The following is a 20,059-nucleotide window of genomic DNA, read 5'->3' as shown; positions in this document are numbered from 1 at the left end:
TGATCAGAGATGACCAAGGTCGCCCCCGTCGACGTCGTGTACGGGCAGCTACCCGGCCCGGCCGACGACCCGATCAGTCCCGCTGCGCTCGCCGAGCAGACCGGCATGGGTTACTCCACCGTCACCCGCCACCTGCGTGCCCTCGCCGCGGCGGGCCGCGCCGACAAGGTGGACCCGAGCGAGCGCGGCGCGTCGGTGCGGTGGTTCCGCACCGGCGCCGATGCGACCCCACAGACTCCGGCCCGTCAGGAACCGGTCCGACCGACCGCTGCCGCCCAACCTGACGGGCCGGGCCAGCACCCGCAGTCGCGAGCGGGTGACCCGGCCGACGCCCGGCCGGTAACCGCACCGCAGGCCGAATCCCGCGAGCCTGCGACGGAAGCCGACGCGGAGAATCGCGGCTCCGCCGAGGCAGGCGAGCCGGCTGGTCCGGCGGTGGAGCTTCCCTCGCCGCCGGGCCAGCCGAACCCCCCGCAGGTCGTCGAGCTGAGCGACGAGGAATGGCGGGCCGCCGCGTTGCGCGGCCTGAACCGGCTCGGGTTGACGTTCGCGCAGCTGGCCGAGCAGGGCCGGGCCAGCCGGTTCGACGACACGGAGGCGCTGAAGCTGTGGCAGGTGCTGCGCGGCTCGACGCCCGGTGAGGTCTACAACCCGGAGACCGACCGGTTCGAGACGCTCACCCCGGCGCGCCCGGTGTCCGCGCCGCCCGCGTCCGGCGACGTCGCCGAGGTAGCGGAGTGGATGCAGTCGGCCCGTCCGGTGTCACCCGCCCCGGTGGACGTCGCGGCGCCGCCGCCTGACCGGCTCACCGAGGCCGAAGCCCGCGCGCTGACCGCGGAGATCCGTGCCCGGGTCACCGACCTGCTGCCGCTGATCAAGACGGCGTTCCAGCGGCGCGCCGACCTGGCGTTGGGCTACGCGTCGTGGGCGGCGTACTGCGACGCGGAGCTGCGCGGGCTGCGGATGCCGCTGGAGGAACGGCAGACCGCGACGGCTGCCCTGCACGCCGAGGGTATGTCGACGCGGGCGATCGCCGGGGCGTTGGGCACCTCCGACGCGACCGTGCGCCGGGATCTGCGGGACACAGGCGCGACGGATGACGCACCTGAGCGAGTGGTCGGGCTGGACGGGAAGCGGTACGCGTCCACCCGGCCGACGACGGCTGCCGAGGCTGGCGACCTGGCCTCGGCAGATGCGGGCGGTGAGGGGCCGGACACGAGCGGCCCTGTTGACGCCTCCGCAGCCCCGGCCGCGTCCGTGGGGGCGGACGCGGTCGGGGTCTCCCCGCAGGTCGACACGGCCGCCGAGGGCTCCCACGACCCGGCCCCGGCGGATGGGGTGGACAGCGCGGCGGGCGAGACCCGGCCGCCGACCGGCGCCGCCTCAGCCCTCTCCCCAGCCGACCCGGCTGGGGAGGGGGCAACCCCCGGCCCGTACAGCGCCGATCCGGTCGAGCGGGCTGCGTGGGTCGCGGAGAACACCTCCGGCTACGTGCGGGTGATCGACGGGGAGTCCGTGGAGATGACAGCCGTCGACCCGCACGACCCGGGACCGGTGCCCGAGCCGCCCGCCCCCGACGCGGTGCTGCGCGACCGGATCGAGAACGCCCTCACCCAGATCGACGCGCACATCGGTGACCTGGCCACCTGGCTGCACCAGGCAGGCGACCACGCCCCCGCGTGGAAGCACGCGGTACGGACGCAGCGCCAGTCGCTGGATCAGCTCATCCGCCGTCTCGACGACATCGACGGCTGACAGATCCCGGTGCGGGCGTCCGCGACGTAGGACTCCGGACGCCCGCGCCGGCCAACAGAACCGGGAGGCATCCTCTCATGACCCAGCAGTCCATCCCGCCGCCGCCCGTCGGCACGATCCGCCTCACCGAGCAGAACACCCTGGAGGCCCGGCCGCCCGTCTGTGACCGGCACCCGTCGGCCACCGCGCTGGTGATGGTCGAGTCCCCGCAGTACGCCGGCCACCGCTACGGCACCCCAGCCGACGGCCCGAAACGGCAGCTGACCCTGTGCGGGCACTGCTACGAGCAGCACGCCCTGGTCCTCGACCTCGGCGGATGGTCGGTGGTCGCCGACACCCGGCCCCGCCTGTACGCGGAGGAAGACGCACGCCGGCGGGGGTGGGCGCGGTGAACAGCAGCAGTCGGCCCCGTCCGACACGCCCGTTCACCGCACCCCGTCCCGCCGGCCGGCCAGCCCCGGCCCGTCGGGCACGCCGTGCCCTCGGACGCGCCGGGGCGACGGCCGCGACGGTGGCCGCGAGCACCACCGCCGTGGTGTGGCTTGCCGCGCACGGACGGTTTGCGCAGGCCAGTATCGCCACTCTCGTCATCGTCGCCTACCTGGCGGTGGAGGTGACGCTGTTCCTGCACCGTCACCCGGTCCAGCGACCCACCACCGCTGGTCCTCTCGCGGACTACACCCCGCAGACCGTCGACCGGCATCAGCAGTGGTGGGAGGCGACCCACCGATGACCAGCTACCCGACGACAGTGTGCGGGTCGTGCAAACAGCCGGTGATCTGGACGGTCACCGACAAGAGCAAGCGGATGCCCGTCGACGCGCAGCCCACCGCGGACGGGACGGTCGCGCTGACCGTCGCCGGCAGTCAGGTCCGGTCCCGGGTGGTGGAGGCCAAGTTCCGGTTCGGCCGCCAGGACCTGCACAAGGCCCACTTCAGCAGTTGCCCGCAGGCGAAGACGTGGAGGCGGCGATGACCGCGACGAACGGGCCGGTGACGTTCCCGCCGACGGTGGTCGCGGCCTCCGGCTGCCCGCACTACGTCACCACCGCGCCCGGTGCCACTCGATGCCGCTGGTGCACCGTGCGCCCCCTGGCACCGGCCCGCACCCTCCGGCGAGGTGGCCGCCGTGTTGCGTAGCCGCCTCACCGCAGCACTGAACGCCCGCCGCGACAACGACGTGGTCGCCGACGTCGGCGGCTGCCGGGTGCCGGTCGTCGCCGTCGACTACTGCCCCCTCGGCGACCAGATCGTGCTGCGGCTCGACCCCGACGAACTAGCCGCCGTCCTCGACGCGGCGGCCGAACCGACCGACCCGGAAGGGAACGGCAATGAGTGACACCGTCACCGTACTGCCGCCGGACACCCCGGCCGCCGACATCCTCACCGCCGCTGCCGACGTCATCGCGCAGCGCGGCAAGTGCGAGGGCGCATACACCGACCGGCAGGGCCGGGTGTGCGCTCTGGGGGCGCTGCGGCTGGTCCTCACCGGCGAGGCCGAGCCGAGGCCGTTCGCCCCCGGTGACCGTGACCGGCAGGTCGCGTACATCGACGCCTTCACGGCCCTCGGCCGGCACCTGGAGGCCGTCGATGCCAACGCGCCCGCGATCTACGAGTGGTCGGACGCGTCGACGCAGGACCAGGTAGTGGCCGCGATGCGCGCCGCGGCCGACCGTGCACGGGTGACCCGGTGAAACCGAAGACGGTCGTGCCGTTGACCAACGGCGACGCGAAGAAAGCCGTCGCCCGGTTCGGGCGGTCGCCCCGGGTGCCCGCGGTGCCGCTGCTGCCGGCCGGCCCGCCAGAAGACGTGTGGCTGGCCGCCCGGCGGGCCGGACCGGACGGCTACCGGGTCGGCGCGTCGGAGCTGGCCGCCGTGCTGGGGATCTCCCCGTACGCGTCCCCGTTCTCCCTGTGGTGGTCGAAACAGGACGGCTGGAACGCGGAACCAGCCAGCCGCAGGCAGCGCTACGGCCACGCGGTGGAGGACGGCATCGCCGGCCTGTTCGGTGAGGACCACCCGGAGCTGCTGGTGTGCCGTCCCGGCGCCGGGCTGTGGGGGCATCCCGTCGAGCGGTGGCTGGTGGCCACCCCCGATTTCCTGGCCGTCGCCAGCGACGCCGACCCAGGCTGGCGTGACGACGCGACCGGCCTCACCTCCGGGCCCCTGCCCGGGGTGCACGTCGAGCCGGTGGAGTGCAAGGGGCTGGCACTGGACACCCCGCTGCCGACACCGACCGGATGGACGACCATGCGCGCGGTGCAAGTCGGTAACGAGCTCTTCGATGCCGCCGGCCGCCCGTGCCGGGTCACAGCCAAGTCCGAGGTTCGGTACGTCGACTGCTACCGCATCGTCTTCGACGACGGCTCCTCGGTCGTCTGCGACGCCGACCACCGGTGGGTCGTCTCCACCGGGCAGAACCAACGCCAGCACCCTGCGGTACTCGACGCCCGCACCATTGCCCGGACGCTGCGCGGCACCGATCGGAAACGGCAGCACCGGGTGCCGCTGGCCGGCCCGCTGGAGCTACCAGAGATCCCGCTGCCGGTGGAGCCGTACACCCTCGGCTGCTGGTTGGGCGACGGGTCGACGGCGACCGGACGGATCACCAGCGCCGACCCGGAGCTCTACGACCTGGTCCACGCGGCCAGCGGGCTGGCGATCGGTCAGGACATCGGCCCGGGACAAAGGTGTCCCACGCGCACCGTCCACGGCCTGCGGACGCAGCTGCGGACGGTTGACCTGCTGGGACACAAGCACGTCCCGGACATCTACCTGCGGGCGTCCGCTGGCCAGCGGTTGGCGCTGTTGCAGGGGCTGATGGACACGGACGGCACGTGGGCAGCCCAACGGCACCAGGCAGTGTTCGTCTCAACCGTCAAGGCCCTAGCACTGGCGGTCGAGGAACTTGCGGCAAGCCTCGGGGAACGACCGGTGATGGTCGAGGTGGAGGCCAGCGGGTTCGGCACGACCACGACTGCATGGCGGGTGCAGTGGCGGCCCGTCCGGTATAACCCGTTCCGCCTGTCCCGCAAGGCCGTGCGTGTCACCCTCGCTGGTCCCGGAGGGCAGTCGCACCGCCGGATGATCGTGGAGGTTCGGGCCGTCCCGACTGTCCCCACGCAGTGCGTCGTCGTCGATTCTCCCGACCACACCTACCTGTGCACCGAGCGGATGATCCCGACGCACAACAGCGACGACGGCGGTAAGGGCTGGGGCAAGCCCGGCACCGACCAGGTGCCCGCGCATCACCGGGTGCAGCTGCTGGTGCAGTGCGAAATCCTCGGCGCGCCGCGTGGCTGGCTGGTCCGCAAGGAACACGCCTACGTCGTGGAGTACGACGACGCGGCCCGCGCCGAGATGAAGGCGTGGCTCGCCGAGGGCCGGTCGTTCGTCGTGTCGCTGGAGACGGGCATCAGCCCGGACATCGACGGCCACGGGGCGACCACCGACACCCTCACCCAGCTGCACCCCGCCATCGAGGACGGCGCCGAGGAACCGGTCCCGGCCGCGTTGGCGGCCGAGTTCCGCGCTGCCCTGGACGCCCTGGACGCGGCGAAGACCCGGGCCGAGGAAGCGAAGAACCGGCTGCGGGACCGGATGGGCGCGGCGCAGTACGCGGTCGACGCCGACGGCCGCCGCATCGCCCAACGGCTGATCTACAAGCGCCGCGCCTATGAGGTGCCCGCCGGGATGGTCGACCAACTCAGGAGGACGAAGTGAGGAACGCGAGAGGAAAGGTGCGCATCACCCGCCGGCGTAACGGCGCGGAGGTGGCCGGGGTGGCCGAGAGCCGCCGGACGCCGCGGGCCGGGATGCGGTTGCCGCACCGGCTGGACCCGGCGGTGGCGTCCCGGCTCGCCGGGGCCCGCGCCCGCCACGCCTGCGGCCTGGACTACGTGGCGCGGCTGGGGGTCTACCAGGAGCAGAACGGCCCGCCCTACACCCTGACGGCCCGCCAGCGGCGACGGCTGAACCACAAGGCCGGCCATCAGGAGGCGCAGGCCCGAGGCGCGATCCTCCGCCGCGCGGGGCTGCCCAGGGCGGGCGTGGTCGACGCCCGCTATGTCGACGACCCGTGGCGGGGAGGTGCCAGTGACGCCCGGTGACGACCGGCAGGCGCAGTGGCAGTGGGCGAGACGGCGGCGCACCAGCCGTAAGCAGCGTCGGCAGCTGGCCCGGCTGCGGCGCACCCGCGACGACGTGGCCGCGAAGGGCGGTGGCCGTCGTGGAGACCGAGCGGCGTGACCTGAGCCCCGAGGTGGTGCGGGTGCGCCTGGTGGTCGTGCTGGAGCGCATCGGCCCGATCCGCAAGGACCGGTCGACGGTGGTCACCGCGCTGCGGCGGCTGCTGTGCCGGCAGCACACGGTGTGGGCCGGCACGGACATCAAGCAGACGGCCTACCGGGTCGTGTCGATCGAGGAGGAGGAAACCAGCGATGCCGGATGAGGTAACGAAGACCGCCGGCACGGACGTCGCGGTCAAGAAGAAGGGCACCCTGTCCGACTTCATCGCCAGCTACGAGGGCGACTTCGCCGCGGTGGTGCCCCGGCACGTCAACGTGGAGGCGTTCGTCGGCCTGGCCGCCGCCTACGTGCGCCGCGACCAGTACCTGCGGGCCGCGGCCAGCGCCAACCCGGCGTCGCTGATCCTGGCGTTGCGGGAGTGCGCGGCGCTGGGACACGTGCCGACGCCGAAGGTGTTCGCGCTGACCGCGTTCAACGACCGCAACGCCCCGGGCGGCAAACGGATCGTCGGGATCGAGACGTACCACGGGGTCATCGAGCGGATGTTCCGCGGCGGCGGGGTGCAGGCCGTGCACGTGGAGGTCGGCCGGGAGCACGACCCGGTGCTGCGGTTCAACAGCACCCGCGACCGCCTGCCGGTGCACGAGTACGACGAGTTCGCCGCCCCGGAGGACCGCGGACCGCTCAAGGCCGTGTACGCGTGGGCGACGCTGATGGGCGGCGCCACGTCGCAGGTGATCTGGCTGAACCGGCACGACGTGGCCCGCATCCGCGCCATGTCGAAGTCGATCAACCCGCGTAACGGGCCGCCGGGCGGCAACTTCTGGGGACCGCCGTGGCCGGATGAGGGACCGAACACGGTGCCGATGTGGAAGAAGTCGGCGCTGCACCGGCTGGAGACGTTCGTTCCCACCTCTGCCGAGTACCGGTGGCAGGTCGCGTCGTCGGAAGCGGGCGCGTCCAAGGGCTTCACCGGCATCCCGGACCGGCCGGTGCGGGAGTTCGGTCCGTCGCCGGACGACGTGGTCGACGCGGAGCTGATCGACGACCCGACCGGCCCCGCCGACCCGGGCGGCCCGGACTGGTCGGACGTCGAGACCCGCCAGCCCGGATCGGGGGCACCGGCGTGATCGACGATTGGACGGTCACCGACTCGTTCGGGCAGACCCGCACCTTCACCGACAAGGGGCCTGCGTGCGCATACGCGGTGCGTAACGCCCGCGCCGACAAGACCACGGTGGTCATCGCACCCGACGGTGAACGCACCCTGGTGCTGCGGATCGACCCGGCGGTGGAGGTCCACGCCGTGCGGCGGCTAACCGGCTGGGGGACGATCGCATGACCTACCTGGTGATCGACCCCGACGGTGCGCTGCACGTCCGTGACCGGCCGCCGACCCTCGACGCGATCAACGCGGAAGTCGGCGACGGCGGCACCGACCGGGTGCTCCTCGGCGTGAACGCCCGCGGGTTCGTCAACGACGTCGGCCACCTCGCCGGGCTGCCCCGCAACGTGGTCGGGTCGCTGCTGCTCATGTGCTGCGGCGCCGCGCACCAGCCCTACGCCGGTCCCGTCGTGGTCGTCGGCTGGGACCGGCACGCGTGGGACGGCGTCGAGATCCGGTCGCTGCCGCCGGAGGTGCTGGAGGCGCTGCGCGGCCTGCACACCGACATCCGCACGGTCGTCGACGGCGGTGTCCCCCGCGACCGGTGCGACCCGCTGTGGGTCGCGCAGGTGCGCGAGGCCGCCGCGTTCGTCGCCGCTGCGGACACTCCGACCATCACGATCCGCCGAGGACTGCCGACATGACCGACCCGCACTACTCCCGCGCCTACCTGGCGCAGCCGCACATCCAGGCCGTCGTCGACCAGCGGCGCGCCGAGGTGTCCGACCTCGCCGGGCAGGTCCGCCGGCACCGCGACGACGGCTGCCCGGCCATGTCGTTGTGCCCCGGCACGGCGGTGACCGGCCACCTGGCGGGCATGTGCGACCACCACCGGTTCGACCTGCTGGTGGCCGCGCTGATCCTGCTGGCCGAGAAGAACGCCGAGGTCCGGTCGCTGCGCGGGCAGCTCGGCAGCCAGGGGGCCGTGTGAAGGCCCGGTCGTGCTGCCGGTGCGGGTCCGACGTGGCTCCGCTGACCGCGTCGCGGCGGCACGCCGGGCAGCGGTGGGTGTGCGTCAACACCGGCGCGTGCCGCCGCCGCGTGCACCGCCGAGACATCAGAAGGAGGCGACAACGGTGACCACGACGACCGTCATCGGGATCGACGCCGCGCTGGCGGCCACCGGTGTGGCCGTGTGGCGGCGCAGCCAGACCGGACCCGGCCGGTTCTACCTCGACACCATCCGCACCAGCCCGGACACGACACCACGGCCGGCCCGGTGGGGGCAGATCACCGCGCCGATCTGGCCGTGCATCACCACCAACAGCCTCGCGGTCGTCGAGGCCGTGTTCCAGGGCGCGAAGGGCGACACGGCGCTGCGGCTGGCCGAGCTGCACGGCGTCATTCTCGACGGCCTTTACCGCCGCGGTGTGCCTTACGTGGTGGTCCATGACAAGCAGCTGAAGAAGTACGCGACCAACTCGGGCGCGGCCGACAAGGACCTCATGCTGGCTACGGCCCGCAGTCAGCTCGGTCACGCCGCGTTCCCCGCCGACCACGACCAGGCCGACGCGTTGTGGCTGCTGGCCATGGGCCTGCACCAGTACGGCCAGCAGCTGCTGTCCGGCCCCGTCCCGCGCTGGCGGACCAAGGTGCTGGCCGACATCGGCTGGCCGCCCGACTTCCACCTGCACCCGGAGACCAACACGGCGAGGGAGGGTCCGGCGTGATCACCAAGCTGTTCACCTTCGGCTACGGGCAGACATGCCCGTTCACCGGCCGGAAGCTCGACGACCACTACGCGACGATCACCGCCGCCACCGAGGCGGAGTGCACCGCCCTGATGGTGCACCTGTTCGGCGCGGGGTGGGCATTCCCGTACGACACCCCGGAGGCGGCCGGCGTCGACCGGTTCGGCCTCACCGAGCATCTGCGGCTGACTGTCGGGCTGGCCGCTGACGCGCCGAGGGAGGCGCCATGACCGACACGACGCCGGAAGACGTCACCGGATGGGTAGCCCAGATGGACCAGCAGACCGCGATGGTGCGGGACCTGGCTGCCCGGGTGCGCCGGCACTGGACCGACGGCAGCGGCTGCCCGCTGCCGCGATGCCCCAGCGCTTCCCTGACCGTCCTGCTGGAGATGGCGCCTGCGGACAACGTGCGGGTCCTGCTGCTGACCGCGCTGGTGCTGCTGGCCGACGGTCCCTCCACCGACCAGCCCTCGACGGGAATGACGCCTGCCGAGCGGGCCGTGGTCGACGCGGCCAAGACCTGGCGCTGGTCTGGTGACACCGCCGGCGGGCACCAGCAGGCCGAAGGTGCGCTCATGGCCGCCGTCGACGCCCTGCCAGGCCGCCCCGACCACGGGCCGCGCGCGTTGCCGCACGGCTACGTACCCGACGCCTGCGGCGACCACTGCGACAACCGCCCATGCCCGGCCGGGCAGCTCCACGACCGGTGCAGCCCAGCGTGCCAGCCGCCGGCGGCCCCTGACACCTCACCGGAGGCAAACCCATGTTGATGATCGGCGGTCCCCGCCACGGCGGTGACATCCCGGCCGACGGCGCCATCGGTTCCTACGTGGACCTGGTGAGCGCCACCGCCCACTACCGGCGGCGCTTTGTCCGCGTGTTCACCGACCCGGTGACCGGTAAGCCCGCGAACGCGTATGCCCAGGAGCTTCTGGTGCACGAGTCGATCCCGAACCAGGCTCACGCACGGCCCTGGTTCCGGTACCCCAGCCCGGAAACGCCCTCGCAGGAAGGACCAGCCTCATGACGGCTGTCACGATCTCCGGCACGTTCAGCAAGGACGAGCGGCCTAACAACGGTCTGGAGCGCATCGCCGACGACCTGATCCGCAACCAGCTCGGACGCCACGTGGTGGTCGGCATCGTGCAGTTCGCCGGCGCGACGATCCCCGGCCCCGGGGAACCCCTGTCGCCGCGGGTGAAGTTCCTGGCGATCGAACCGCTGTCCGACGACACGGCCGACCAGGGCCGGCAGATGCTCGACCAGGCCCGCAAGCTGGTCAACCTCGGTCCGGTCGCGGAGACCCTGTTCGACGCGGTCGCCGACGTCGACGACCGGCCCGACATCGAGCCGGGCCCCCCGGCCGCCGGCGGGAACCTGCCCGGCGCGGACGAGCCCACGATCCCGGGCACCGACCCGGACGACGGGCCGGTGTCGGAGCGGCGCCGCGACGAGTGGCTGGACGGCCCGAAGTGAGCCCGGCGGACATCCTCACCGGCGCCGCGACGCTGATCGAGGCCCGCGGCAAGTGCGCGCGGCAGTACCGCGACGACGACGGCCGGTTGTGCACGATCGGCGCGATGCGGGAGGTCGCGTTCGGCAACGCGCTGACCGCGCCGACCCACTACAAGATCGACGCGGCGACGCGGGAGCACTACCTAACCGCGCACCAGGCCATGCAGAACGGCATCGGTGACCGGTCGGTGACCAACTGGAGCGACGACCAGCCAGCCGAGGTGGTGGTGGCCGCGCTGCGCACGGCCGCCGCCGGCCTGTCCACGGCGGGGGCCCGGTCGTGAACGGGCTCACCGCCGCGTGGATCGCCGTGGCCGCCGCCGTGGTGGTCATCGAGACGGTGGCGCTGCTGAACACCCGCCGCGGTGACACCCTGTCGGAACACGTGTGGGCGTGGCTGGGGGTGCGGCGCCCGCAGGACGGTCGGCGGCCGGTGGTCATCTCTCAGGACGACGGCGGCCCCGCCCTGGTGGTGCCTCCGCTGAAGGTCACACCGAGGTGGACGCTGCGACTGGCCCGCACGGTCGTGCTGTGCGGCGGGGTGTGGCTGATCGCCCACTTCCTGACCGGCGGATGGCTGTGATGGCCACGCCCGAGCTGGCCACCGTGCTGGTGCTGTCCGGGGCCGCCGGGGTGGCCACCCGCACCGACCTGAGTCACGCCCCGGCCGAGTTCCACGCCCGGGTGATCGACGACTGGACGGTGCGGCCCGTCGACGGCCCGCCGGTGAACGTGGTGGTCGTGCGGCCACCATGCGGCCCGTACATGCTGACGATCAACCAGCTGTCCGACGGGGCACCCGACGGCGTGGTGTTCCTGCTGGTACAGGCGCTGGACGTCGCCACCGCGCAGCAGGCCCGGGAAGCGACCCGGCATCTGATGCGGGCCGTCGTACACGGCACCCTGCCGGGCGTCCCGGCCGGTGACGACGACCAAGCCCACTGGCAGGCGTGCGCGGCCGTCGTGTCCCGCATCGTCGTGCGGGCGTGGCCGCCCGCCCAGCCGAGGGGACGGTGATGCCGGACCAGGAGACCCTGCCCGGAACCGGGCGCATCCCGTTCAACCCGCTGGACCACGGCCTGTACCGGCATCTGGTCGACAGCGACGGGTTCATCGTGCACGGCGCCTGGCTGCGGGCGTGCGCGGCCAGTGAATTCGTCGGCACGTGCCGGCAGTGCGGCGACTACCTGATCCCGGCGCGTCCGGATGAGGTCACCTCCCAGCGCATGGACTACGAGGCGGCGTGCCGCCGTCGGCAGACCCTCACGGTCGTCGACGGGGTGCGCCGCCTCGACGGTTGCGGCTGGCGTCTGATCGCGGTCGGTGGCCGCACCTTCGCGCGGTCATCGCGCTGGTCGGAAAGGAGAGGCAAGAGATGAGGGGTGGTGAGGACTACGCCGCCACGGCGGGCGCCTGGCTGGACCTGGTGCGCCGCGCCCGGTGGGGCAATCACCGGCTGAAGCTCGCCGCCCTGGTGGTCGGGTCGTACGCGGCAACCGACGGCACGGACGTGCACTGCGGGGTGGCCAGGCTGGCGTTGGACGCGGAGATCGGCTACTCCACCGCCCGCAAATACCTGGCGGAGCTGCGCCGCATCGGGCTGATCGAGCTGGTCGCCCGGGTACGGCGACGCGGCCGAAGCGACGAGTACCGGCTGATCCTCGGCCCGGACGTCCTAGAGCACCTGCAGGTGCCGGACCCGGACGCCTACCGCCGCGACGCCCGCGAGGTCCGCACCGCCGCGCAACGCCCCCGTACGGCTACCTCATGCCGTAGCCGTACCGAGGCTGTGGATAACCCTGGGGACAACGCGGCTACGGCTACGCCTGGAGATAGCCGTACAGCCGCCAGCGGGGCTCGTCCTGTACCGCTATCCCAGGGCGAGCCGTACGACGAAAAGTACGGCTACGTAGAGGCCCCTGTACGGCTATCCCATGGGATAGCCCCCACCTCCCCTACTACACCTACCCGGTCAACTACGGACCTCCCATCACACATGACTGATGTTCGTACGGCCGTCACCGTTGCGCGCACCCGCGAGGCCGTAGCTGTGGACGCTCCCGCCAGCGACAGCAGACCCGCCCCGCCGACGCTGCGAATCATCGCCGGCGACGGCCTCTCGCCCCACCCGAACACCGCCGCCCAGACCGCCCTGTGGCCCGCACCCGTCCGCACCCTGGAGGCGACCGTGAACGCCGAACAGGCCAAGGCCCACATCCGAGCGACCCTGCGCGGCCACCGCCGCGCCCCCCTGTCCCGCTACACCCGCACCAGCCCGCCGCCGGTCCCCCGCGCCGACGCGCCACCACCGGCCCCGCCCACCCGCGGCTACGGACTCTGCATCACCTGCCACCTCACCGGCCACCCCGGCGTCGTCGCCGCCGACCCCGTCAACGGCGACGCCTGCCCAACCCACCTCCACGAACGGAACGCCGCCTCATGACCGAGAAGCCGTACACCGATGCCGACGTCGACGACCTCCACGAGACGTTCGCCAAAGCGTGGACCCTGCACCTCGGCCAACACCCGGCGCCCGCCTGCCCCTCGGACATGAACACCGAGGACTGCTGCGACCGGCACGGCCTGCGCGCCGCCCTGGACGCGCTGACCGCCGCGGGCCGGCTCGCCCCGCCTGACGACGCCCCTCGCCACATCATCGAGTTCCGGCCCGACGGGTGGACCCTGAAGCACCCGCTGAGCTGCCGCCTCGGCGACCTGTTCAGCTGCCCCGTCAACGAGGCCGCCGAAGACCTCGACGAGCCGCCAGCCGAACCCGGCCGGTACGCGGTGACCGTCGACAGCATCGACGGTCACCTGCGGGTAGGCGACCGCGTCGACCAGGCCGAGGGCTGACCGATGCTGACCGACGCCGAACACACCGCGATGGACCTCACCGCCCAACTGTGGAACACCCTGTCCGCCATCGCCGACAACGGCCCCGCCCGCGCCGGCGACCTCGCCGAACTGGCCACACACATCCACGCCATCCAGCACGCGGTCATGGCGCAGGCCGCCGCCCGCGCCCACCCCGACCGGTACCGGCTCATGGGCGGACACCCCATGCAGGGCGTACGGATCGCCGGACGGACCGTCCCGTGACGTACGACGTGTGCGGCCTGCCCGACCCGTACAACGGCCAAGGCGACGGCGTCGGGTCCTGCGACTGCCCCCGCTGCGACCACGGCTGCGGCGTCGCCCGCACCTCCTACCTGTGCCAGGGCCCCGACGACGACCCCGACGCCAGCTGGCCCGACGACGACGAACCGTGGCCCGCCGACGTCATGCCCCGCCTGGTCACCAGCGTGCAACCGTCCGAGAGGTACCTCTGAGCCGTGGACACATCACCGGCCGCGCCGTCGCTGGCCCCCGACCACCAGCCGCTGCGCACCCTGTTCCGCCAGGGCTACCGCCTCGCCGCGCCCGCCAGCCCCGTGCCCTGGCTGCGCCGCTGCGCCGGCTGCGGCCGGACCGACACCCCGGTCGAGGGCCGCCGCCTGCCACCCGCCGTCCCTGTCCCCATCGAGGGCGCCGCCCCGCACTGGCCCGAACCCGAGCCGTGCAACGTCTGCCCCACCTGTTCGGCCGCCACGCCCGGCCCGCACGTCGTCGCCCTGTACCTCGCCCTCACCGCCCACGACGCCTACCGGCTGACGCTGCTGCACGGCGACCGCGCCCACCAGTACGAGGTGTCCGGCCAGCTCGCCCGCGACCCCAGCCACGACCGGCGCGGCCTGGTCGACGCCTGGCGTTGCACCGAACGCCACCTGCTGCGCAGCCTCGCCCCCCGCTGCGCCCACCCCGGCGGATGCACCGAACCCGCCCGCTACCGCTACGAGCTGACCATGCCCGTCCCGTGGGCCGGCACCTGGCTGATGCCCGGCCACACCATCACGCTGTGCGGACACCACGGCGCCGAGCTGTACCAGCACATCCTCACCAGCGCTGATCCCATCCTCGGGCCCTACGCCACCACACCCGTGCACCAAGCCTGCCCACGCGAACCCCTGCCCTGGACGCGGGTATGACCAGCGGACGCAGCGGCACCGGCGCCCGCCCCTACCGACGTAACCGCGCCGCCGTCCTCGCCAACTCCGACCTGTGCCACCTGTGCAACCACCACGGCGCCCGCACCATCGACCACATCATCACCGCCCGAGACTGGCCACGCGGACCCGACGGCCGCCACCTCCCCGGCCTCGACGACCCCGACAACCTCGCCCCCGCCCACGGCACCCTCGGCAACCAGGCGCTAAACCCCTGCCCGCAGGGCTGCGGCCTGTGCAACCAACGCCGAGGCACCCAACCCCTCCCCACCCTCACCCGCCGCCCCTGGTAACCCACCGTCACACCCCACACCCACGGACGCATAACCATGCAGCACCAACACCGCCCCCCAACCAGCACCAACACCCCCACCCGAACGATCAAGGCCCTGAACTGCGGAAACGTTGGGAGTTTTTCATGACCAGAACAGCGGAAACGCGCCGGCGCTTCCGTGTTTTCTCTCTCCCGCCGGAAATCCATGCGCCGTTACGTATGGACGAACGCCGGGCGGTCACGCTCAGTGGCGGGGTGGGCTGATGCCGCGGCGGAAGGCCGAGCCGCAACCGGGGCCGGTCGAGGCGGCGGTGCGCGCGGACCTGGCCCGGCTCGGCAAGCTTGACCAGGGCGTGCGCGGCACGCTGGAGCAGATGGCGCTGAAGCTGGCGCAGGCGTTCGACGCGTACACCGGGGCGGACCCGACGAAGCTGGCCCGCCTCAACCAGGAGCTACGGCAGACCCTCGCGGCGATGGTGGGAGACGGCAATGACGGCGACCCTGACGGAGCTGACCTGCCCGCCCCTGTATGGGACTCCGCGGAGCCCGGACCGGCCGACGTTGGGCGGGCAGCTGGCGGCGGTGGCGGACCGGCTGGGAAAGCCGCTGATGCCGCACCAGCGGCACATCGCCGACGTGGCGCTGGAGCTGGACCCGGAAACCGGGCTGCTGGCGTACAGCGAAGTCGTGGTGATCGGGCCAAGGCAGGCGACCGGGAAGACGGAACTGCTGCTGCCGATGATGGCGCACCGGTGCGTCGGGTTCGGCGATCCGCTGACGCGGTGGATTCGCCAGCACCTCGGGCACGTCGTTCCCGAGCCCGGCCCGCAGTCGGTGGTGTACACGGCGCAGACGGCGGATGACGCCCGCAAGAAGTGGCGGGATGTGCACGTGGCGCGGCTGGAGAAGTCGGTCTACGGCCGCCAGTTCACGGCGCGGCTGCGGCAGAACGCGGAGGCGATGATCTGGCGTAACGGGTCGCGGTGGTCGCCGGCGTCGACGACCGGCAAGACGGCCGGTACGGGTGATTCGATCGACGTTCCGGTGATCGACGAGGCGTGGTCGCGGCCGGACTCGCGTACCGAGCTGGGCATGCGGCCGGCGTCGATGACGCGGCCGTGGCGGCAGATGTGGGTGATGTCGATGATCCCCGGTCTGTCGCGGGCGTTGCCGGGCACCTGGCCGTACCTGGCGCACAAGCGTCGGGTGGGCCGGGCGCGGGTCGTCGCCGGGATGACCAGCGGCACGGCGTTCTTCGACTTCTCGGCCGCGCCGGGCCTGGACCCGGGCGACCCGCAGACGTGGTGGTCGTGCATGCCCGGCCTCGGCCACACCGTGCCCGAGAAGGCGATCCGCGAGGACTACGAGGCAATGGACCTGGTGGACTTCAGCGCCGAGTACCTGGGATGGGAACCGATGGTGACGACCCCGAAGTGGCGGCTGATCCGGGAAGAAACGTGGGAGAACCGGCACGACCCGACCTCGGCGGTGCAGGGCCGTCCCGCGCTGGCGGTGGAGATGGCCCGGGACCGGTCCCGCGGTGTGATCGGGGTGGCGGGCCGCCGCGCCGACCGGCACTGGCATGTGGCGGTCGCCGAGCCCGGCTACCAGGTGCCCGCCGGTGTGACCGGCGTGGAATGGATGCTCCCCCGGGTGCTGGAGCTGGTCGACGAGGCCGACGCGGTCGCGGTGGTCATCGACCCGCGGCGGCCGGCCAACTCGCTGATCGCGCCGCTGCGCAACCGCGAGGTGACGGTGCTGACCCCGAACCAGCAGGAAGTCGCCGCGGCGTGCGGCCGGTTCTACGACGCCACCGGCGAAGACGCTGATGCGACGGATGACGCACCTGCCGACCCCACCCGGCTGTTCCACCTGGGGCAGGCGTCGGTGGCGCGGGCGTTGGGCGCCGCGGTGAAACTCGACGTCGGGGAGGGCGCGTTCACGATCGTCAAGCGCGGTTCGGGGGACGAGCTGATCGACCTGTACGCGCTGATCCTGGCGATGCACGGGCATGAGGTGATGGACCCCGGCGACTACGACATCGGCGACTCCGTCGACCAGACGGTGCCGTGCCTGGTATGCGGCCGGCAGCTGTACTGCAACAATGGCCAGTGGGTGCACTGCGACGACGACAGCGGGCAGTGCTGAACAGAGAGACCGTGAAGGTGTGCGCGACGCAGTGACGGCGGCCCTGGACGTGGCCGGCCTGCTGGCCCTGGCCGCCGGGTCGTTCTACGCCGCCCGGCCGCATGTCGGACTGGTGGCCTTCGGTGTGGCCGGGGTGGTGATCCTCGCAGGCTCGGCGTTCTTCCAGTGGCAGGCCCGCCGCTGATGGGCCTGCTGTTCCCTTCCCGCAAACGGGCCGCCACGGTCACCGGGCCGGTGATCCCGCCGCGCGGCGGCGGACACGGCGTCGACCCGGCGTCCATCAACGACGACAAGGCGCTGCGGCACTCGGCGGTGTGGGCGTGCCGCCGGCTACGCGCCAACCTCATCTCGACGCTACCGGTCGACGTGTTCCGCCGCGTCGACGGCTACCAGGTGCAGCTGCCGAAACCGCCGGTGCTAGTGGAGCCAGGCGGCAAGCGGTGGCGGTGGATTCCGTGGGTGCACGCCTCGCAGTGGGAGCTGGACGGGTCGGGTAACGCGATCGGGCTGATCACCGAGGTCAACGCTTTGGGCCTGCCGTCGCGCATCGACCTGTACCCGTCGTCGGCGTGTTCGGTGCGCAAGCCGAAGGGCTCCACCGAGTACAAGTACCGCATCGACGGCAAGGAGTACGACGCCGACAAGGTGTGGCACGAGGTGCAGTACCCCGTGGCTGGGCTGCCGGTCGGCCTGTCGCCGATCGCGCACGCCGCCTGGTCGATCTCCGAGGGCCTGTCGATGCAGCAGTTCGCGCTGGACTGGTTCGGCGGCGCCGGGGTGCCGAAGGCGCGGCTGAAGCACACCCAACGCAAGATCGACCCCAAAGAGGCCGGGATCATGAAGGACCGGCACAACGCGGCGATCCGCAACGGTGACCTGTTCGTGCACGGCGTCGATTGGGAGTACGACTTCATGCAGGCCGAGGCGGCCGGCAACGAGTTCATCGACGGCCGCCGCATCAACGTGCCGGACATCGCCCGCTACTTCGACTGCCCGGTGGACCTGATCGAGGCGGCCGTGTCCGCGCCGGGGTCGCTGCGCTACGAGACGACCGTGACCCGCAACCTCCAGTTTCTGATCATGGCGTTGGGTCCGGCGATCATCCGCCGGGAAGACGCCTGGTCCGCCGGCCTGCTGCCCCGCCCCCGCTACGTGAAGCTGAACGCCGACGCGCTGCTGCGCATGGACCCGCAGACCCAGGCGCGGGTCATCGACATGCGGATCAAGAACCGCACCCTGACCGTGACCCGGGCGCGGGAGCTGTACAACGAGAAGCCGCTGACCCCGGGCGAGATCGCGGAGTTCGAGACGCTGTTCGGTCCGCCGCGCAGCCAGCCCGCCATGCCGCCGCCGCAGACGCCGGCGCGCGGCGCCGAACCGGTCAACCCGCTGTCCGCGGTTCCGTACGACAACTCGGCGGCGTGGGCCGCCACCTACGGGGAGGGCCCGCTGTGACCAGCATTCACACCCGCCGCCTGGAGACGATGGTCGCGCGGACCACCGCCCGGTTCCTGGAGCTGGCCGCGCAGCAGAACCTGGCCGTCGCGGACCTGCCGCAAGCGCGGCTGCCGTGGTTCGAGGTCCGCAACGCCGACGGCGGCGGCCGGCCGGGCCAGCCGCCCACCGTGCTGATCTTCGACGAGATCGGCGGCAGCCTCGGCGTGAAGGCCAAGGAGTTCGTACAGACGATCGAGGCGATCGAGTCCCCGACGATCCGGGTGCGGATCAACTCCCCCGGCGGCAGCGTGTTCGACGCGCTGGCGATCCACTCGGCGCTGCTGCACCACCAGGCCCATATCGAGGTGTACGTGGACGGCCTGGCCGCGTCGGCGGCGTCGGTCATCGCGATGGCCGGCGACGACCTGATCATGATGCCCGGCGCGCAGCTGATGATCCACGACGCGTCGGCGGTGGAGCAGGGCAACGCCGAGGACCACCGGCAGATGTCGGTGTTCCTCGACCGGCAGTCCGACAACCTCGCCGACCTGTACGCCCGCCGCGGCGGCGGCGACCCGGCCGAGTGGCGGGACCTGATGCGCGCCGAGACGTGGATGTTCGCCCGGGAGGCCGTGGAATCCGGTCTCGCCGACCGGGTGGAGACCGTCGAGATCGACGACACCGAGGAACCCGAGCTGCGGCGGCGGATGCGCCGCAGCTTCGACCTCGGCGGCTACCGGTACGCCGGCCGGGACGCCGCGCCCGCCCCGGCCCGCCGGCACGCCGCCCCGGCGTCTGCCCCAGCCCGCGAGGTCCGCGCGCCCGCCCGCACCAGCCCGCGCCCGCCATCGGTCGACCAGTACCGGGACGCGGCCAGCCGCCGAGCCGCCGCCAGCCGGGACCGCAGCCAGCCGCCGGCCGGGCAGGCCCGCTCGGTGTCGACCGCGTGGATGAGCCGCGCCGTCGCCGGCAGTCGGGAGCTAGCGCCGCTGCCGCCGCGACTGTCGGCGCAGCGGGTCGAACGCGACGGCAAGATGTTCTACCGCGTCGGCGGCCACTACACGGTCCACGAGCGCGGCTACGAGATGTGGGACGAGAACGGCCCGTACGTGGAAATCGTATCCGCGGGCGCCGGCGACAAGACGATCGCCGCCCGCCCCGATGTGATCTTCCTGGTCAACCATCGAGGCCTGGCGATGGCCCGCACGGTGGCCGGGACGCTGGAGCTGTGGTCCGACCGGGTCGGTGACGGGAACACGGCGTGGCTGAACCCGCAGCGTCAGGACGTCATGGACCTGGTCCACGGCATCGAGGACAGCACAATCACCGAGCAGTCGTTCGCGTTCATGATCGAGGCCGGGCACTGGAACGCCGACTTCACCGAGTACCGCATCGACAGTTACGACCTGGACCGCGGCGACACCAGCGCCGTAAACTACGGCGCGAACCCGAACACCTCCATCGCAGCCCGCTCCGCCCGGGAGATTCTGGACGAGCTGGACCGACTACCGGCCGGGGCCGCCCGCGCTGCGATGGACCGACTGACGCACCGGGTCGACCTGGCGCAGAGGCGAGATCAGCCCGCCGCCCCCGCCGCCCCGGACCTGCCGCAGCACGCTGGCCGCTCCGTCACCCAGGTAGATGCCTGGCTGGCCACGATCGGCATCGACCTGTAGCCGCACCTCGCAGCACACACAACTGCATCCCACCTCCGCAACGCAGATGACCGCGCGGGAACGCTGACGCGCGAGCCGGAGATTCGAGCCGCCACGGCGCATGGG

At 72.5% G+C, this 20,059-nt stretch carries 33 protein-coding genes; all 33 read left to right on the top strand.

Going from position 1 to position 20,059, the window contains the following annotated elements:
* Positions 1-9: 9 nt before the first annotated feature.
* Positions 10-1,755, top strand: a complete 1,746-nt coding sequence (locus ACN27C_RS14420; protein WP_422751375.1) for a hypothetical protein — start codon at positions 10-12, stop codon at positions 1,753-1,755.
* Positions 1,756-1,832: 77 nt separating this feature from the next.
* A complete protein-coding gene (locus tag ACN27C_RS14415) occupies positions 1,833-2,147 on the top strand; it encodes a hypothetical protein (protein WP_422751374.1) in 315 nt (104 codons plus the stop codon).
* Positions 2,148-2,266: 119 nt separating this feature from the next.
* A complete protein-coding gene (locus ACN27C_RS14410; protein WP_120573442.1) occupies positions 2,267-2,488 on the top strand; it encodes a hypothetical protein in 222 nt (73 codons plus the stop codon).
* The gene (locus tag ACN27C_RS14405) at positions 2,485-2,730 is read left to right on the top strand and encodes a hypothetical protein (RefSeq protein ID WP_162959337.1); all 246 of its coding nucleotides are present in this window, start codon (positions 2,485-2,487) and stop codon (positions 2,728-2,730) included. The genes ACN27C_RS14410 and ACN27C_RS14405 overlap by 4 nt, the downstream gene beginning before the upstream one ends.
* A 153-nt stretch (positions 2,731-2,883) precedes the next feature.
* Positions 2,884-3,093: a hypothetical protein gene (locus ACN27C_RS14400; RefSeq protein WP_162959336.1), complete on the top strand. Its 210-nt coding sequence runs from the start codon at positions 2,884-2,886 to the stop codon at positions 3,091-3,093.
* Positions 3,086-3,448, top strand: coding sequence for a DUF6197 family protein (locus ACN27C_RS14395; protein ID WP_358174927.1), 363 nt, complete (start codon positions 3,086-3,088; stop codon positions 3,446-3,448). The genes ACN27C_RS14400 and ACN27C_RS14395 overlap by 8 nt, the downstream gene beginning before the upstream one ends.
* Complete coding sequence (locus tag ACN27C_RS14390) at positions 3,445-5,478, top strand: YqaJ viral recombinase family protein (RefSeq protein ID WP_422751373.1); 2,034 nt, start codon at positions 3,445-3,447, stop codon at positions 5,476-5,478. Before ACN27C_RS14395 ends, ACN27C_RS14390 begins: the two co-directional genes overlap by 4 nt.
* The gene (locus ACN27C_RS14385; RefSeq protein WP_358174921.1) at positions 5,475-5,864 is read left to right on the top strand and encodes a hypothetical protein; all 390 of its coding nucleotides are present in this window, start codon (positions 5,475-5,477) and stop codon (positions 5,862-5,864) included. Before ACN27C_RS14390 ends, ACN27C_RS14385 begins: the two co-directional genes overlap by 4 nt.
* On the top strand, positions 5,851-6,003 hold the full coding sequence (locus ACN27C_RS14380) for a hypothetical protein (protein WP_422751372.1): 153 nt from the start codon (positions 5,851-5,853) through the stop codon (positions 6,001-6,003). Before ACN27C_RS14385 ends, ACN27C_RS14380 begins: the two co-directional genes overlap by 14 nt.
* Complete coding sequence (locus ACN27C_RS14375) at positions 5,984-6,205, top strand: hypothetical protein (RefSeq protein ID WP_422751371.1); 222 nt, start codon at positions 5,984-5,986, stop codon at positions 6,203-6,205. The genes ACN27C_RS14380 and ACN27C_RS14375 overlap by 20 nt, the downstream gene beginning before the upstream one ends.
* Positions 6,195-7,133 (top strand): recombinase RecT, encoded by a 939-nt coding sequence (locus tag ACN27C_RS14370; protein ID WP_422751370.1) that lies wholly within the window; start codon positions 6,195-6,197, stop codon positions 7,131-7,133. The genes ACN27C_RS14375 and ACN27C_RS14370 overlap by 11 nt, the downstream gene beginning before the upstream one ends.
* A complete protein-coding gene (locus ACN27C_RS14365; protein WP_422751369.1) occupies positions 7,130-7,345 on the top strand; it encodes a hypothetical protein in 216 nt (71 codons plus the stop codon). Before ACN27C_RS14370 ends, ACN27C_RS14365 begins: the two co-directional genes overlap by 4 nt.
* Complete coding sequence (locus ACN27C_RS14360; RefSeq protein WP_422751368.1) at positions 7,342-7,812, top strand: DUF3846 domain-containing protein; 471 nt, start codon at positions 7,342-7,344, stop codon at positions 7,810-7,812. The genes ACN27C_RS14365 and ACN27C_RS14360 overlap by 4 nt, the downstream gene beginning before the upstream one ends.
* On the top strand, positions 7,809-8,099 hold the full coding sequence (locus ACN27C_RS14355; protein WP_422751367.1) for a hypothetical protein: 291 nt from the start codon (positions 7,809-7,811) through the stop codon (positions 8,097-8,099). Before ACN27C_RS14360 ends, ACN27C_RS14355 begins: the two co-directional genes overlap by 4 nt.
* A 145-nt stretch (positions 8,100-8,244) precedes the next feature.
* Positions 8,245-8,838, top strand: a complete 594-nt coding sequence (locus ACN27C_RS14350) for a crossover junction endodeoxyribonuclease RuvC (RefSeq protein WP_422751366.1) — start codon at positions 8,245-8,247, stop codon at positions 8,836-8,838.
* Positions 8,835-9,089, top strand: a complete 255-nt coding sequence (locus tag ACN27C_RS14345; protein WP_422751365.1) for a hypothetical protein — start codon at positions 8,835-8,837, stop codon at positions 9,087-9,089. Before ACN27C_RS14350 ends, ACN27C_RS14345 begins: the two co-directional genes overlap by 4 nt.
* Positions 9,086-9,631: a hypothetical protein gene (locus ACN27C_RS14340; RefSeq protein ID WP_422751364.1), complete on the top strand. Its 546-nt coding sequence runs from the start codon at positions 9,086-9,088 to the stop codon at positions 9,629-9,631. Before ACN27C_RS14345 ends, ACN27C_RS14340 begins: the two co-directional genes overlap by 4 nt.
* A complete protein-coding gene (locus ACN27C_RS14335) occupies positions 9,625-9,888 on the top strand; it encodes a hypothetical protein (protein WP_422751363.1) in 264 nt (87 codons plus the stop codon). The genes ACN27C_RS14340 and ACN27C_RS14335 overlap by 7 nt, the downstream gene beginning before the upstream one ends.
* Positions 9,885-10,337 carry a hypothetical protein gene (locus ACN27C_RS14330; RefSeq protein WP_422751362.1) on the top strand — a complete coding sequence of 151 codons (453 nt, stop codon included), beginning with the start codon at positions 9,885-9,887 and terminating at the stop codon, positions 10,335-10,337. Before ACN27C_RS14335 ends, ACN27C_RS14330 begins: the two co-directional genes overlap by 4 nt.
* Positions 10,334-10,660, top strand: coding sequence for a DUF6197 family protein (locus ACN27C_RS14325; RefSeq protein WP_422751361.1), 327 nt, complete (start codon positions 10,334-10,336; stop codon positions 10,658-10,660). Before ACN27C_RS14330 ends, ACN27C_RS14325 begins: the two co-directional genes overlap by 4 nt.
* A complete protein-coding gene (locus tag ACN27C_RS14320; protein WP_422751360.1) occupies positions 10,657-10,959 on the top strand; it encodes a hypothetical protein in 303 nt (100 codons plus the stop codon). Before ACN27C_RS14325 ends, ACN27C_RS14320 begins: the two co-directional genes overlap by 4 nt.
* Positions 10,959-11,393, top strand: coding sequence for a hypothetical protein (locus ACN27C_RS14315; RefSeq protein ID WP_120573428.1), 435 nt, complete (start codon positions 10,959-10,961; stop codon positions 11,391-11,393). The genes ACN27C_RS14320 and ACN27C_RS14315 overlap by 1 nt, the downstream gene beginning before the upstream one ends.
* Positions 11,393-11,755, top strand: coding sequence for a hypothetical protein (locus tag ACN27C_RS14310; protein WP_422751359.1), 363 nt, complete (start codon positions 11,393-11,395; stop codon positions 11,753-11,755). Before ACN27C_RS14315 ends, ACN27C_RS14310 begins: the two co-directional genes overlap by 1 nt.
* Positions 11,752-12,819, top strand: a complete 1,068-nt coding sequence (locus ACN27C_RS14305; RefSeq protein ID WP_422751358.1) for a hypothetical protein — start codon at positions 11,752-11,754, stop codon at positions 12,817-12,819. Before ACN27C_RS14310 ends, ACN27C_RS14305 begins: the two co-directional genes overlap by 4 nt.
* Positions 12,816-13,229, top strand: coding sequence for a DUF6085 family protein (locus ACN27C_RS14300; RefSeq protein WP_422751357.1), 414 nt, complete (start codon positions 12,816-12,818; stop codon positions 13,227-13,229). The genes ACN27C_RS14305 and ACN27C_RS14300 overlap by 4 nt, the downstream gene beginning before the upstream one ends.
* Positions 13,230-13,232: 3 nt before the next feature.
* On the top strand, positions 13,233-13,475 hold the full coding sequence (locus tag ACN27C_RS14295) for a hypothetical protein (RefSeq protein ID WP_422751356.1): 243 nt from the start codon (positions 13,233-13,235) through the stop codon (positions 13,473-13,475).
* Positions 13,472-13,705: a hypothetical protein gene (locus ACN27C_RS14290; RefSeq protein ID WP_422751355.1), complete on the top strand. Its 234-nt coding sequence runs from the start codon at positions 13,472-13,474 to the stop codon at positions 13,703-13,705. The genes ACN27C_RS14295 and ACN27C_RS14290 overlap by 4 nt, the downstream gene beginning before the upstream one ends.
* Positions 13,706-13,708: 3 nt before the next feature.
* Positions 13,709-14,401 carry a hypothetical protein gene (locus ACN27C_RS14285; RefSeq protein WP_422751354.1) on the top strand — a complete coding sequence of 231 codons (693 nt, stop codon included), beginning with the start codon at positions 13,709-13,711 and terminating at the stop codon, positions 14,399-14,401.
* Positions 14,398-14,712 carry a hypothetical protein gene (locus ACN27C_RS14280; protein WP_422751353.1) on the top strand — a complete coding sequence of 105 codons (315 nt, stop codon included), beginning with the start codon at positions 14,398-14,400 and terminating at the stop codon, positions 14,710-14,712. Before ACN27C_RS14285 ends, ACN27C_RS14280 begins: the two co-directional genes overlap by 4 nt.
* Before the next feature lie 470 nt (positions 14,713-15,182).
* Positions 15,183-16,841: a hypothetical protein gene (locus ACN27C_RS14275; RefSeq protein WP_422751352.1), complete on the top strand. Its 1,659-nt coding sequence runs from the start codon at positions 15,183-15,185 to the stop codon at positions 16,839-16,841.
* Between the two features lie 19 nt (positions 16,842-16,860).
* A complete protein-coding gene (locus ACN27C_RS14270; protein WP_186461526.1) occupies positions 16,861-17,025 on the top strand; it encodes a hypothetical protein in 165 nt (54 codons plus the stop codon).
* A complete protein-coding gene (locus ACN27C_RS14265; RefSeq protein ID WP_422751351.1) occupies positions 17,007-18,296 on the top strand; it encodes a phage portal protein in 1,290 nt (429 codons plus the stop codon). The genes ACN27C_RS14270 and ACN27C_RS14265 overlap by 19 nt, the downstream gene beginning before the upstream one ends.
* The gene (locus ACN27C_RS14260; protein ID WP_422751350.1) at positions 18,293-19,954 is read left to right on the top strand and encodes a head maturation protease, ClpP-related; all 1,662 of its coding nucleotides are present in this window, start codon (positions 18,293-18,295) and stop codon (positions 19,952-19,954) included. The genes ACN27C_RS14265 and ACN27C_RS14260 overlap by 4 nt, the downstream gene beginning before the upstream one ends.
* The last annotated feature ends 105 nt before the right edge of the window (positions 19,955-20,059 follow it).

The organism is Micromonospora sp. WMMD1219 (genome assembly GCF_049315215.1).
In the GTDB taxonomy this organism is placed as follows: Bacteria; Actinomycetota; Actinomycetes; order Mycobacteriales; family Micromonosporaceae; genus Micromonospora; species Micromonospora tulbaghiae.
This window is presented reverse-complemented; position numbering and strand designations above follow the sequence as displayed.